The sequence below is a fragment of the Geomesophilobacter sediminis genome, from assembly GCF_016458275.1.
GTDB classification, from domain to species: domain Bacteria; phylum Desulfobacterota; class Desulfuromonadia; order Geobacterales; family Geobacteraceae; genus Geomesophilobacter; species Geomesophilobacter sediminis.
Genome location: NZ_JAEMHM010000031.1, coordinates 26,984 through 41,557 on the forward strand (window position 1 = coordinate 26,984; position 14,574 = coordinate 41,557).

Annotated in this window: 10 protein-coding genes; 9 read left to right on the plus strand and 1 reads right to left on the minus strand. The window is 63.3% G+C overall.

Going from position 1 to position 14,574, the window contains the following annotated elements; translation table 11 throughout:
• Positions 1 to 4 precede the first annotated feature (4 nt).
• The 7 genes from JFN93_RS24435 to rtcA all read left to right on the plus strand — a co-directional run bounded on the left by JFN93_RS24435 (position 5) and on the right by rtcA (position 8,892).
• Positions 5 to 646 carry a hydrogenase gene (locus tag JFN93_RS24435; RefSeq protein ID WP_199387008.1) on the plus strand — a complete coding sequence of 214 codons (642 nt, stop codon included), beginning with the start codon at positions 5 to 7 and terminating at the stop codon, positions 644 to 646.
• A 3-nt stretch (positions 647 to 649) separates the two neighbouring features.
• Positions 650 to 2,083: a proton-conducting transporter transmembrane domain-containing protein gene (locus JFN93_RS24440; RefSeq protein ID WP_199387009.1), complete on the plus strand. Its 1,434-nt coding sequence runs from the start codon at positions 650 to 652 to the stop codon at positions 2,081 to 2,083.
• Positions 2,080 to 3,591, plus strand: a complete 1,512-nt coding sequence (locus JFN93_RS24445) for a hydrogenase large subunit (protein WP_199387010.1) — start codon at positions 2,080 to 2,082, stop codon at positions 3,589 to 3,591. Before JFN93_RS24440 ends, JFN93_RS24445 begins: the two co-directional genes overlap by 4 nt.
• Before the next feature lie 62 nt (positions 3,592 to 3,653).
• Positions 3,654 to 4,412: an NADH-quinone oxidoreductase subunit NuoB gene (gene nuoB, locus JFN93_RS24450; RefSeq protein ID WP_199387011.1), complete on the plus strand. Its 759-nt coding sequence runs from the start codon at positions 3,654 to 3,656 to the stop codon at positions 4,410 to 4,412.
• 376 nt (positions 4,413 to 4,788) lie between these two features.
• A complete protein-coding gene (locus JFN93_RS24455; RefSeq protein WP_199387012.1) occupies positions 4,789 to 5,961 on the plus strand; it encodes a 6-phosphofructokinase in 1,173 nt (390 codons plus the stop codon).
• A 49-nt stretch (positions 5,962 to 6,010) separates the two neighbouring features.
• Complete coding sequence (locus tag JFN93_RS24460) at positions 6,011 to 7,645, plus strand: putative bifunctional diguanylate cyclase/phosphodiesterase (protein ID WP_199387013.1); 1,635 nt, start codon at positions 6,011 to 6,013, stop codon at positions 7,643 to 7,645.
• A gap of 206 nt (positions 7,646 to 7,851) precedes the next feature.
• Complete coding sequence (rtcA, locus tag JFN93_RS24465) at positions 7,852 to 8,892, plus strand: RNA 3'-terminal phosphate cyclase (RefSeq protein ID WP_199387014.1); 1,041 nt, start codon at positions 7,852 to 7,854, stop codon at positions 8,890 to 8,892.
• 190 nt (positions 8,893 to 9,082) lie between these two features.
• On the opposite strand, the gene JFN93_RS24470 is transcribed toward rtcA, so the two are convergent.
• Positions 9,083 to 11,266: a methyl-accepting chemotaxis protein gene (locus JFN93_RS24470; protein ID WP_199387015.1), complete on the minus strand. Its 2,184-nt coding sequence runs from the start codon at positions 11,264 to 11,266 to the stop codon at positions 9,083 to 9,085.
• A 382-nt stretch (positions 11,267 to 11,648) separates the two neighbouring features.
• Between JFN93_RS24470 and JFN93_RS24475 the strand changes: the two genes are divergently transcribed.
• Together JFN93_RS24475 and JFN93_RS24480 are read left to right on the plus strand one after the other, a co-directional pair.
• A complete protein-coding gene (locus JFN93_RS24475) occupies positions 11,649 to 13,196 on the plus strand; it encodes a cytochrome B6 (RefSeq protein WP_199387016.1) in 1,548 nt (515 codons plus the stop codon).
• A 352-nt stretch (positions 13,197 to 13,548) separates the two neighbouring features.
• Positions 13,549 to 14,262 (plus strand): cytidylate kinase-like family protein, encoded by a 714-nt coding sequence (locus tag JFN93_RS24480; protein ID WP_199387017.1) that lies wholly within the window; start codon positions 13,549 to 13,551, stop codon positions 14,260 to 14,262.
• The last annotated feature ends 312 nt before the right edge of the window (positions 14,263 to 14,574 follow it).

Sequence of the window (14,574 nt, forward strand, 5' to 3'; positions counted from 1 at the left end):
CCCGATGACTTCCCTGACCGACCAGCTCCTGGTCCTCTGTCTGCTTTTGAATTTCGCCGTGGTCGGCACCAGCCGGCTCGGCTTCTCGGTCCGCGCGGTTGCCGCCCAGGGGGTGATCCTCGGCGTGCTCCCGGCCCTGGTCCACCCCTTCACGCTGCACTTGGCCGCCATCGTGGTCGGCATCATCGCGGTGAAGGGGGTCGCGATCCCGCTCTTCATCGGCAAGGCGATCCGCAAGGCCGAGATCCAGCGCGAGTTCGAGCCCTTCATCGGCTACATCCCCTCGCTGGTGCTCGGGGCCATCTTCACCGCGCTCGCCTTCGTCTTCGCCGAAAAGCTGCCGCTCGCGCCGGAGCACGAGGGGCTCCTCTTCGTTCCCGCGTCGATCGCCACCCTCATGTGCGGCTTCCTGATCCTGATGGGGCGTCGCAAGGCGATTTCCCAGGTCATCGGCTACCTCCTTTTGGAAAACGGGATCTTCGTCTTCGGCCTGCTCCTTGCCGAGGCGATGCCGGCGATGGTGGAGGCGGGGGCGCTTTTGGACCTCCTGGTCGGCATCTTCGTCATGGGGATCGTCATCAACCACATCAGCCGGGAGTTCTCTTCCCTGGATACCTCGCGCCTGAGCGCGCTGCGGGAGGACTAGAGCATGCTGTGGGCCTTCGTCATACTGCCGCTTCTCGGCGCCGCCCTCGCCTGGGGCATCCCCGACAACCGCAAGCGGACCTTCGTGCTCCCGCTGTTTGCCGTGCTGCACCTGGTCTTCAGCCTGTACCTGGTGGCGGAGACCCCGCCGGCCTCGCCACACGGCTGGTTCCTCCTCGACGCGCTGGGTAAACTGAACCTCCTCTGCAACGCGGTCCTCTTCACGGTCTGCGCCTTCTACGCGGTGGGATATCTCAACTACCGGCGCAAACGTAACAACCGCACCCTCTGCACCGCGCTGCTCATCTGCCTGAGCGCGATGACCCTGGTCGCCATCTCGCAGCACCTGGGGATGCTCTGGATCGCGCTCGAGGCGACCACCCTCACCATGGCGCCCCTCATCTATTTCAACCGCAACGCCCGCTCCATCGAGGCGACCTGGAAGTACCTCCTCATCTGCTCGGTCGGGATCGCCATCGCGCTCCTCGGCCTGTTCTTCCTGGCTTACTCGACGATCGTGGCCAAGCAGGAGATCTCGCTTTTGTTGAGCGCCCTGGTGCGCGACGCCGCCAGGCTCCACGCCGGCTGGCGCCACGCCGCCTTCATTTTCCTGTTGGTCGGCTTCGGCTCCAAGATGGGGCTCGCCCCGCTGCATACCTGGAAGCCCGACGCCTACGGCGAGGCCCCCGGCCTGGTCGGCGCCCTTCTGGCCGGAGGGCTGGTGAACTGCGCCCTCCTGTCGCTGTTGCGGGTCTACCAGGTCGCCGCCGCCTCCACCGAAGGGCCGCTCTTCCGCGAGGTACTTCTCGGGATGGGGCTTCTTTCCATGGCTTTCGCCGCGGTCTTCATGGCCCGGCAAAGCGACTTCAAGAGGATGCTCGCCTATTCCTCGGTCGAGCACGTCGGCATTATCGCCGTGGCGCTCGGGCTGGGGCGCGGCGCCCTCTTCGGTGCCCTCTTGCACATGGTGAACAACGCCCTGACCAAGGGGGTCCTCTTCCTTTCCTGCGGCAACATCCACCGCGCCTACAACAGCAAGAGCACCCAGGTCGTCCGGGGGGCGCTGCGCCGCACCCCCTGGTCCGGCGCGCTTTTCCTGGCCGCCTTTCTCGCCATCACCGGGTCGCCACCCTTTGCCCCCTTCGTCAGCGAGTTTTCCATCGTGAGCTCGGCCTTTCTGCAGGGAAGCCCCTGGACCGGCGGGATCTTCCTGCTTTTCCTGGCGATCATCTTCATCGGGATGGCGTTGACGGTGATCCCGGTGGTCCTGGGGGAGATCCCCGAAGACATCGCCAAGACCCCGTACCGCGACACGATCCACACCGTGCTCCCCCCGCTGGTGCTGATGGCCGCAATCCTGGTGCTGGGATTGTGGCTCCCCGACCCGCTGCAGGAGCTGATCCGGCAGGCGGCCGGGCTTTTGGGAGGTGAGCGATGAGCGCCACGCTCTGCCTGACCCAAAACGGCAACGCCATCCGCCGCGCCGACATTCCGCTCCTCTCCCCGGACCGGTTCCAGGAGAACCTGGTCGAGGCGCTGGACAGCGGCTGGCGGGTGGTCTCCTACTTCGGCGTCCCGGAAGGGGGAGAACTCTTCCTCCACGCGGTGCTTTCCTCGAAGAAGGAGGGGACCCTCGGCGTGGTGGCTACCTCGCTGGAAGGAAAGCGATCGTTCCCGTCGCTTACCCCCTGCGCGCCGCAGGTGCACCTCTTTGAACGCGAGATCGCCGAGGAGTACGGGGTGACCTTCGAGGGGCACCCCTGGCCCAAGCCGGTCCGCTTCCAGGGACCGCTGACCTCTCCCGGTGGGCCGCAGCACAAGCCGGTGCCGATCGGGGTGATGGATTTCTACCGGGTGGAAGGAAGCGAGATCCACGAGGTTGCGGTCGGCCCGGTGCACGCCGGGATCATCGAACCGGGGCACTTCCGCTTCCAGTGCCACGGCGAGGAGGTCCTGCACCTGGAGATCTCGCTCGGCTACCAGCACCGCGGCCTGGAACGCCGCCTGGTCGGCAAGCCGTCCGGGCTCATGCTCAAGCAGATGGAGACCATTGCCGGGGATACCACCATCGGCCACACCCTCTGCTATGCCATGGTGATCGAGGGGCTGGCCGGGGCGCGGGTACCGGCCCGGGGGCACGTGATCCGCGGCATCGCCATGGAGCTCGAGCGGCTGGCCAACCATACCGGCGACCTCGGCGCCATCTCCGGCGACGTCGGGTATCTCCCCACCGCGTCGTTTTGCGGGAGGATCCGCGGCGACTTTTTGAACCTCACCGCGGAAATCTGCGGCAGCCGCTTTGGCCGTTCGCTCGTGGTGCCGGGCGGGGTGAATTTCGATCTGACGTCCGAGATGGCGGCCAAGCTGACCGAGCGGCTGCGCGCCGCCGGCAAGGACCTGGCCGGGGCGGTCCAGCTGTTGTGGGACACCCCGTCGGTCATGGCGCGTCTGGAAGGTACCGGGACGGTGAGCGACCTGGTCGCCGCCGAGATCGGGCTGGTGGGCCCGGCGGCGCGAGCCTGCGGGCTGAACCGGGACATCCGGCGCGACCACCCGTTCGGGATCTACAGCATGAGCCAGATCCCGGTGGTCACGGCCCGTACCGGCGACGTCTACGCACGGACCCTGGTCCGCTGGCTGGAGGCGGAGAAGTCGCTGGAGTTCATCGAGGAGCAGCTGCACCAGCTTCCCGGAGTGTCGGTCCGCGAACCGGTCGGGGCCCCCGCACCGGAGAGCCTTGCCGTGGCGCTCACCGAAGGGTGGCGCGGCGAGGTCTGCCACGTGGCCCTCACCGACCATGCCGGGGCCATCTCCCGCTACAAGGTGACCGACCCGTCCTTCCACAACTGGACCGGGCTTTCCCTGGCGCTGCGCGGGGTGCAGATCTCCGACTTCCCGCTCTGCAACAAGAGTTTCAACCTTTCTTACTGCGGGTTCGATCTCTAGTCGCACAAGGGACCGAGCCGACTGATCGGTCCGATTTGACAGAAATTGCTGAGGTAACGTCTATGATCAAGGCGATCCTGGCCCGGATGCAGCAGGGGCACCGGACCACTAAATTTCCCGACCAGCCGATGACGCTCCCGGAGCGCTTTCGGGGCTACCCCGTGCTGAAGGGGAGCAACTGCCCCCCTTCGTGCCAGCTCTGCAAGGAAGTCTGCCCGGTCGGCGCGATCGGCACCGAGCCGCTTACCGTCGACATGGGGAAATGCCTCTTCTGTACCGAATGCCTGGAAGCCTGCCCGCACGGCGGCGTCTCCTACGGCAACGACGCCCGTCTGGCAACCCGCAAGCGCGAGGACCTGGTGGTCGTCGAGGGTGGGGAGCGGCAGATGGCTTATGCCCTGGAGCGCAAGATGCTTTCCCTCTTCGGTCGCTCCCTCAAGTTCCGCTCGGTCGTGGCGGGAGGGTGCAACGCCTGCGAGGCCGACACCAACGTCCTCTCCACCATCGGCTGGGATCTCGGGCGCTTCGGCATCCAGTTCGTCGCGAGTCCCCGGCACGCCGACGGGCTCTGGGTCACCGGGCCGGTGACCGAGAACATGCGCGAGGCGCTGATGCTCACCTACGAGGCGATCCCGGCCCCCAAGCTCGTGGTTGCCTGCGGCGCCTGCTCCATCAGCGGCGGCCCCTTCTTCGATTCGTCCGAGGTGCACAACGGGGTGGAAAAGTTTCTCCCGGTGGACCTCTACATCCCCGGCTGTCCGCCGCATCCGCTCACCATCCTGGACGGCCTGCTCCGGCTGGTGGACCGGATCAAGGAATAATCTCCTTTTCATAGGATTTGCAAAAGCTCGCGGCAGGAATGCCGCTCCTACCGGGTAAGCGCCTGGCCTGTAGGAGCGGCATTCCTGCCGCGATTTTTTTTTGCTCTCTGCCGACAGTTCGCGGAGGGGGGCCTCTGCCCGCCGCGTATTATAGATAGATCCTCCGACTCCCCCCTTTGTGAAGGGGCTGGGGGGGATTTGTCTTTCCCATCCTGATCGCAGGAAACCGCGCAAGACATCGTGCCCGGAAGGGCGCTCCCACCAAAAGCAGGCCCTCACCCTGCGACGTCCACCCTTTGTCAGTTGATTAGATATGCCTCATCGCTATACTTGGTCCGTTTTTCCCCATAATTCCTTACTCACAAGGAGTCGGACCATGGCTGACAGACAGAAGACGGTAGGCATTCTGACCGGCGGCGGCGATGTCCCGGGGCTCAACCCCGCTCTCAAGACTTTGGTGAACCGCGCGGCGGAAAGCGGCTACCGCGTGGTCGGCATCCGGCGCGGCTGGGGCGGGCTTCTCAACTACAACGTGGATGATCCCCAGGCGGGGGATGGGGTGGTGATGCAGCTCGACCGGCAGAAGGTGCGGACGGTGGATCGCTCCGGGGGCACCTTTCTCCACACCAGCCGGACCAACCCGGGCAAGGTGGCCAACGCGGAGGTGCCGGAATTTCTCCGTTCCAACGAGTACGATCCCGGCGCGAAGCTAAGCCACGACTTCACCCGGCACGTCCTCGCCAACCTGGAGCGCCTGGAGATCGACGCCCTGATCCCGATCGGCGGCGACGACACGCTGAGCTACGCCGAGCGGTTGCACCGGGAAGGGTTTCCGGTAGTGGCGATACCCAAGACCATGGATAACGACGTCTACGGGACCGACTACTGCATCGGCTTTTCCACCGCGGTCACCCGCAGCATCAACTTCATCCACAACCTCCGCACCAGCGCCGGCTCGCACGAGCGGATCGCGGTGGTGGAACTTTTCGGTCGCAACTCCGGCGAGACCTCCCTGGTATCGGCCTATCTTTCCGGCGTGGACCGGGCGCTGATTTCCGAGGTCCCCTTCGACGTGGAAAAGCTCGCCTTCCTCCTGCAAGAGGACAAGAAGGACAATCCCAGCAACTACGCCATGGTGACCGTCTCCGAGGGGGCCTCGCTCATCGGCGGGCAGATCGTCGAGTACGGCCAGGAGGATGCCTACGGGCACCGCAAGCTGGGCGGGATCGGGGTCGTGGTGAGCGAAGCGATCAAGAACCTGACCGGCTCCCACATCATCTACCAGCCCCTCTCCTACCTGATGCGCAGCGGCGCCCCCGACTCCCTCGACCTCATGGTCGCCTTCAACTACGCGAACATGGCGATGGACCTCGTCGCCGAAGGGATGTCCGGGCGGATGGTCGCCCTGCAAGGCGGGACCTACACCCACATCCCGATCAGTTCGATCATGCAAGGGCAGAAGCGGGTCGACGTGGCCGAGCTCTACGACTCGGAAGAGTACCGGCCCAAGGTCCGCCACGTACTGGGCAAGCCGATGTTCCTCTACTGACAAGGTCCGTTCCCCCTAGCCCCGGTTTCCCCTGACCGCCGGAGGCGTAATGCACCGCGCCGACATATCCAAACATTTCCGCTGGATCGGCAGCTTGACGCCACGGGCGATCACCACCGCCTACGCCGTCACCAGCTGTTCCTGGCTCATCTGGGCGCGCATCGCCATCGGCTGGGTTTCCGGACGGAACCCCCGGTTGCACAGCTTACTCGACCTCTACCTGGAACTGCTCGGGCTCCTGGTTACCTCCGTCATCGTCTATGTCCTTTGCAGTCGTCTGGAAAAACGCCACGTTCTGAGTGAGACGCGGCTGAGGGAGGAGGCGTCCCGCGATGTCCTGACCGGGCTTTTCAACCGCGGCGCCTTCGACGAGTTCCTGTTCCAGTCGCTGGGTCACGCAGAGCGCCATCAGGAGGCGCTGGCCGTGATGCTGCTCGACCTGGACGGGTTCAAGGGTGTCAACGACCGGTTCGGCCATCCCGGGGGGGATGAACTCCTGCGCGAGGTCGGGCAGCGTCTTTCCGACTGCTGCGCCCGCTACGGCGACGACGTCGTCGCCCGCATGGGTGGGGACGAATTTGCCGTGCTGCAGCGGGCGCCGCGCCTTCCGGACGCCCCGCGGATCGTAGCGGAAAGGATGCTGGCTGCCCTCGCCAAGCCGTTTCTTTTGGCCGGGGAGCGGGTTTCGATCAGCGGCAGTATCGGGATCGCCATTTTCCCGGAAGACGCTACCGACCAGGACCGTCTGCTCAAGTACGCCGACCTCGCCCTCTACAAAGCGAAGGAACAGGGGCGTGCCACCTATTGTTTCTATGGGGAAGAGTGGGATGGGGCGGGAGACGAACGGGCTCAGCTGGAGCAGGCGCTGGCCCGGGCGCTGGAGCAGGACGAACTGTTCCTGGTCTACCAGCCCAAGCTCGATACCGCGAACATGCGGATGGTGGGGGTGGAGGCCCTGATCCGCTGGCACCACCCCCATCTGGGCGAGCTGACCGCGGGGAGTTTCGTGCCGTTGGCGGAAAAGGCCGGCCTGATCTGGCCGCTTACCCAGTGGGTGCTCAAGGCCGCGTGCCGCCAGGCAGCGAGCTGGTACCGCGATGCGGGCTGCGACGTCAACGTGGCGGTGAATATGTCCCCGTCGGTCTTCGCTCACACCGATCTGGAGATGGTGATCGAGGATGCGCTGCACCAAAGCGGGCTTCCGCCGGATCGGCTGACGCTGGAGATCACCGAGGAATCCCTCATGGTGTACGAAGAGAAGGCGCGCCAGGTGCTGGACCGGCTGACCCGCATGGGGGTGAACCTGCAGATCGACGACTTCGGAACCGGCTATTCCTCCCTCGCATCGCTGCGGCAGTTCCACTTCCAGGCGCTCAAGATCGACCGCTCTTTTGTTACCGACGTGGTTACTTCCTCCGACGATGCGGCCATCGCCACCACCATCATGTTCATGTCCAAATGTCTCGATATGGACGCGATCGCCGAAGGGGTCGAGTCCGAGGCCCAGATGGATTTCCTCACCTCCATCGATTGCCGTCTCATGCAGGGTTACTATTTCGCCCGTCCCCTGACCGCCGAAGCGGTCACCGCCTTCATCGAAAAGCTGGATGACCAGAGAGAAGCGCAGGCGAGTTCACCGCCGGCGGTGAACCCTGAGGAGGATAGCCCGGAGGGGGAGGAGTGACCCCGGAAGCATCCCGGGGTGGGGCGACGATGACCCTGCGGCAGCGCCGTTCCCGGCGCGGATGAAAAAGCCGATCGCGCTGAAAACGGCGCATCGAGCCAAGGCCGGGACCCTCTCGACTGGTGCGGCGAGATCGTATATATTGGGTCATTCTTTGCGTGCCTCTGTAACCTCTGCGGTGCGCTTTTGTTTTTCCGAGGGTAGCCATGATCGAAATCGACGGCAGCGAGGGGGAAGGGGGCGGACAGATGCTCCGCACCGCCATATCCCTTTCCTGCATTACCGGAAAGCCGTTCCGCATCTTTCACATCCGTGCCGGCCGGGAAAAGCCGGGGCTGAAGCGCCAGCACCAAGTCGCGGTGCAGGCGGCGGCGCGGCTTTGCGGGGCGGAAGTCGTCGGCGACGGCCTCGGCTCCACGGATCTCACCTTCGCTCCCGGCCCGGTGGTCCCCGGCGATTACTCCTTCGACATCGGCACCGCCGGTTCCACCACCATGGTGCTGCAGACCCTCATCCCCCCGCTTCTCTTCGCTTCCGGCCCCAGCCGCCTCTATCTCTTCGGGGGAACCCACGTCCCGTTCAGTCCGAGTTGGGAATTCCTTGCCGAGGTCTACCTCCCGACGCTGGAAGGGCTGGGCATCAATGTCGCTGCCCAGATGGACCGCGTCGGCTTTTATCCGAAAGGTGGCGGCAAGGTGCGGGCCGCGGTACGGCCGCTCCAGGAACTCAAACCGCTAGTCGTAGCCAAGCGTGGTGAACTGGTGCGGATCACCGGATACAGTGCCGTGGCCAACCTGTCCCGCAGCATCGCCGAGCGGCAGGCGGCGGCCGCGGTTGCGCTGTTGCGGGATAAGCTGGGCACCAAGACGCCGATCCGGATCGAGGTGCGGGAAATCCCTTCCTACAGCCCGGGTACCTTCATCTTCTTAAAGGCGGAATATCGTAGCGCGGTGGCGGGATTCTCCGCGCTGGGGGTACGGGGCAAACCGGCCGAAACGGTGGGCTCCGAGGCCGCCGCCGAACTGCTGACCCACCACGGAAGCAGCATGCCGGTGGATCCGCGCCTGGCGGACCAACTGGTCCTTTTTCTGGCCCAGGCTGCCGGCCCCTCTGCCTTCGGGACCTCCCGGGTCAGCAACCACCTGGAGACGAACCTCACGGTGGCGCAGCACTTCCTGGAATTCGAGGCGTCGGTGTCGGGGAAAAAGGACGAACCGGGGCTGGTGAGGATCGTGCCGAAGAAATAAGGCCCAAAGGGAGGTCTTGATTTGGTATGGGCAGGGGTGAAGCAAGATGCCCCTGTCTCGGCGCCCCTTTTGAAAAAGGGGGACTTAACACACTCCTGAATCCCGGAAATTCCAAATAGAAGAGGGGCGCAGCCTGAAGCTGCGCCCCTCTTTTGTTTCATCAGCCGTGCCGCCGGCGGCCTGCCGGCGCTCAGTACCGTTCAAACGCGGTGTCGATGAAGGGTTCCTTTTCGACCATGTTGAAATCGACGCCGCCCCCTTTCTGGAGCCCGGTTGCCGCCGCGACAGCAGGCATCCGTACCACGACCTCTTTGGTCCGCATCGGGATCTGTTTGGTCGCCGGGCGCCTCTTCTCCGGAGCCGGTTCATCGATCTTGAAGAAATCTACCGTTGCCTGCAGCTGCTCGGCCTGGGAGGCGAGTTCCTCGGCGGTGGATGCCATCTCCTCGGCTGCACCGGCATTTTGCTGAATGACCTGGTCCAGCTGCAGGATCGCCTTGTTGATCTGCTCCGCCCCGGTATCCTGCTCGCGGCACGCCGCGGAAATCTCCTGCACCAGCTCCGCCGTCTTCCTGATGTCCGGAACCAGTTTCTCCAGGAGGTCCCCGGCGTTTTCGGCCACCTGCACGCTGGAGGTGGAGAGCTCGCCGATCTCTCCGGCGGCCTTCTGGCTCCGCTCGGCGAGCTTGCGCACTTCGGCGGCGACGACCGCAAAACCTTTGCCGTGCTCCCCGGCCCGCGCCGCCTCGATGGCGGCGTTCAGTGCCAGGAGGTTGGTCTGCCGGGCGATCTCCTCGATGATATGGGTCTTCGACGCGATCTCTTTCATGGCGGCAACCGATTCGGAGACCGCCTTGCCGCTTTGAATGGCGTCGCTGGCCGATTTGACCGCGATCCGCTCGGTCTGTTGCGAATTGTCCGCGTTCTGCCGGATGTTCGAGGTCATCTCCTCCATGGAAGAGGATGCCTCCTCGGCTGCCGCCGCCTGTTCGCTGGCTCCCTGCGACATGGTCTCGGAGGTGTTGCTGAGCTCCTGGCTTCCCGCGGTGACGTTGTTGGCCGCAGCTTTAACCTCCGTCACCACCTCGGTGAGGTTTTTCACCATCAGGGAGAGCGCCTGCATCAGCTCGTCGTGTTCGGAGCGGAGCTTGACCTCGACCATCAGGTTCCCTCCCGCGATCTCCTTGGCCAGGGCGGTTGCCTTGTTCATCGCCTCGATCAGCAGGTTCAGGTTGTTCTTGATCTCGTTGAAGTCGCCGTAATAGGTCTCGGAGATCTTCGCGGGGATGTCCCCTTTGGAGATCCGGTCCACGTACTGGGCGGTGACGTCGATCGGTTTCACGAAGGCCTCGATGAGCCGGTTGACCCCGGCCAGCAGTTCTCCCCATGCCCCCGGGAACTCCGCGGCGTGCCCCCTGACCTGCAGTTTTCCCTCCTGGACCGATTGGATCAGCAGGTTCGTCTCGCCGGCAATCTCCTTGATCTGGGCGATCATGGTGACGAGGTTCTTGCTCATGACGTCACGGTCGGACTTGGGCACGACCTCCACGGTGAGGTCACCTTTGGCGACCCTTTCCGCAGCCAGCGAGGCATCCCGGATATTGGCGGCCATGTTGCGGAACGAGTCGGCCAGCTGACCGATCTCGTCCTTGGAGGCCACCTCGATCTGGACCTCGACGTCGCCCAGGGCGAGCTTGTCGGCACATCCGGCCAGTTGGGAAACCGGCCGGCTGATGCTGCGGGTGATCAGGAGCGCGATCACGCCGCCGAGGATCAGCGCGATGGTGGCGATCATGCCGACCATCAGGCGGGCCCGGGACGAAAGTTTGGCCGCCGCCTCATAGCTCGTGTTGATCCCCGCCTCCTGGTATTTCACCAGTTCGTTGAATGCGGCGAAGATTTTTGCGTCCAGGGGCGCCGCGCTCTTCTCGAAGTACTGTGCCGCGCGGCTGTTGTTGCCGCCGTTGGCCAGCTCGATGACGTCGTTGTTCGCCTTGCGGGCGTTGTCCAGCGCCTGTTTCGCCTGGGCGATCAGCTCCTTCCCCTTGTCGGTGTCCTCGAGCTTCTCCAGTTTCTCCATCGCCCCCTTGTATTGCTGGCGCGCCGCATCGATTTTTCCGTTCTCTTCCTTGCGGGCGTCGGCGTCGGAGACGATGATCAGGTTCTGGATACTGGAGATGATGTTGGTGACTGATTTCGAGCTGTCGTTGGCAAGCCGGATCTTCGTGTAGCTCGACTGGACGATCCGGTCGAGATCCGAATTCATTCTCGTCATTCCGAACATGCCGATTGCACTGATTGAAAGGAGGAAAAGCAGAATCAATCCGAACCCTAGCCCCAGCCGTGTCCCGATCTTCAAATCCTGTAATCTCATAGCACCCTCCCGGGCTCCTCTGTGGTTGTTGCGTCTTTTATAAAACAGTCAAGGTTGACGTTGACGTCAATGGTTTGATGTCGCTAATGATAGTTGTGTGAGTTCAACCACGACTCTTATCGTAACTTCGGTGACATAACTTTAGTGATTTGACAAAAATTTTCACAATCGTAACAAAGTCAACGATTCCTTACGGATCCGTAATAACAGACTGATATGACCCGAAAAAACATTCAGCTTCCTGTATGCCTGTCGGCTGTTTTGGTATGGTCCATTCCGCGCTTTCACCTCCGCTCCGTCGTTCTTGACTTTTTTGATCGCCATGAAAGAATTGGCGATCTGTAATTAACGAATGCACTTCAATTAAAAGGAGCGTGCGGCGATGAAAACAAAACACTCGATTCCTGTAGTTGCCTGTTTGGTGGCCGCCGGGTTGGTCCTGGCCGCTTCCCCTTCCTGGACCGACCAGCGGGAGCAACGGAGCAACCCACCTCCGCGGATGCGGGATGCGGTCCAGGATTTCCAGACGCCGCGCGAAGTGCCGCGGACCCGAACCGAGCAGCAGCTCTCTGATCACGATCGTTCGAACGAATTCAATGCCACGATGGCCCAACCGTCGTCCGAGGCCTTCGCCCAGCAGCCGGACCAGGGGAAGGTGCTCGGTTTCGAGTTCTACCGTGACCCCTTGGATGCGAAACGCCCGATGACGACCTTCGCCGAGGTCTACAACAAGGACGTCTCCGACAAGCCGCGGGTGATGGCCGCCCAGCGTGCCCTCCTGGAAAAACGCTATGACCTCACCCCGCGCTTCTCCAGCACCGCGCGGATGAGCCGCGGCAAGCCGGTTCCGGTGGGCCCGACGGCCCGCCTGCAAGGGGTCTCCTGGGAGCAGCTTGCTTCCATGCCGTGGGACCAGATCAAGGCACAGAACCTGTTCCCGTACCCGCCGCTGCCGCACCCCAAGCAGGCTACCGGCGGGCAGGTCTTCCCGGACATCCAGATCAAGATGTTCCCGAGGCTGCAGCGCTTCGACGTGGATTACGACCTTCCCGAAGCATTCATCCCGGAATTCCCTCCCGCCATCTTCCTGCAAAGCCGCCCGGAGCTGGGTGACGTCTCGCGCGGCGAGGTCGTCTCCATCAACAACTTCGAGCGCCTGTTCAAGGAGATCCTGACCCCGGTGCAACTGGACGGGCTGCGCATGCTGCTCACCCCGCTCCCCCAGGAGGAGTTCAACGCGACCGACGACCGCAAGAGCGCCGCGCCGAGCCAGGGGGTGGCCTGCTTGGACTGCCACGTCAACGGCCACACCACGGCGCAGTTTCACCTGAGCCCGGACATCCGCCCCCAGGAGCGGCGCTTCCGGCTCGACACGGTGAGCCTCCGCGGGATGTACAACCAGCAGATCCACTCCTCCAAGCGGAGCCTCCGCTCCGTCGAAGACTTCACCGAGTTCGAGGACCGTACGGCCTACTTCAACGGCGACCACATCCATGCCGCGAAGAAGGGGCTCATCCAGCTGGACCGGGTCCGGGTCTCCCACATGGCCCAGATGCAGAACATGTTCGATTTCCCCCCCGCTCCGAAACTCGACCCCGCCGGACGGCTGTACCGCAACCTGGCGACACCGGCGGAACTTGCCGGAGAAGAGATCTTCTACGGCAAGGGGCGCTGCGTGCAGTGTCATATGCCGCCGAGCTTCATGGATCAGCAGATGCACGACCTGAAGCTGGAGCGGCTCACCCGCGAACCGGGCGACGGTCCGATCAAGACCTTCACCCTGCGCGGCATCAAGGACAGCCCCCCCTACCTGCATGACGGCCGCTGCTTCACCTTGGAGGACACCGTGGAGTTCTTCAACATCGTGCTGAACCTGCAGCTCACCCGCGAGGAGAAATCCAACCTCGTCTCCTTCATGCAGGTGCTGTAGGAGCGTAAAGGGGAGGCCGGTGAACGGTAAACGCCCCGCACCCGGAAAGGGGAGCGGGGCGTTTTTATTGTCGGCAGCGAACTGGAATAAGCGAGGCAATATCTGTGTCAGCACGCCAGCACGGAGGGGCGGTTCTGTCAGATGCGGCAGGCATGGACCGGAGAGCCGGATGCAGTGCCACCTCTGCCAAAGTAAAAAAGAAGCGTATACTCTATCTGGGCTTGCCATTACCAGTCAGGGAGGGGGGAGAGGGCGGACTCTTTAGCAGCGGTTGCGGTGGCAGGGAGAGCAGATGGTCGAATGGGCCGATCCAATGTAACGATTTCCAATTCTTGAGAGAAGGAGGACAAACATGTCGGGATTATCGCTCTATGCAACCATTGAAAAGAGACTGGAAACGTTGACCGAACTCAGCCGTCGCAACCAGGCGGCCTTGCCTGTTGTCGGCGAGCCCATCCGTCCGACCGTCACCATTTCCCGGGAATTCGGCTGTGAAGGGTTTGCCGTCGCCGAAAAAGTGCAGTCCCTGATCCACGCCCGGACCGGTACGGTCTGGGGGCTCATGGACAAAGCCATTGTGGAGAAGTTCTCCGAGGACCGGGAGCACACCCTGGAGGTACTGAAAAACCTCGGCGAGAAAAACCCCTTCCTGGACGACATGATGTCCACGCTGCTGACTGCCTGGAAGAGCGACAAGGATTATTACCAGCTTTTGTGCAACCAGATCGTCCCCTTTGCCCGCGGCGGCCATGTCATCATCGTCGGGCTGGGGGCCGGGATCCTCACCCAGGGGCTCCCCAACTGCTACCACTTCCGGATCGTGGCGCCGATGGAGTTCCGGATCCGGTCGGTCGCCCAGCGCCATGACCTATCTGTTGCCGAAGCGGAAAAGCTGATCCAGAAAAACCAGAAGCAGCGGATTGCCTTCATCAACGAGTTTCTCAATCGCGACATCGCCGACCCGCTTTACTACAGCATCGTCTTCAACCGGGCATACAATACCATCGACGAGATTGCCGAGATGATCTGCTACCGGGTCCTTGCTGACCAGAAAAAGGAAGAATAGACGCAAGCGGTTACCCCGCCGCGGCGAACGCGGCGGCACCCTCCGGCCGAAACCGCCTCCATCTCAGTGGGAGGCGGTTTCGGCCTTTCTTTTTGGGTTGCTGCACTGGTGCCTGAAGCGACGTAGGGTGGGCACGGGCCGACGCGGAGGAGGGGACGGTGGGCAGAGGGCGGCCCACCCTACGGCCTGGGGCAGGGCTGGTACGGATGTCTGGCGGACTGGTGAGCAGGGGTACGGGCCTGTAAAATCCTTTGTGTAAATGGCCAATTTCGGTTAGAACCCACTCGACAGGAGGGAGCCGATGGCCAGTGT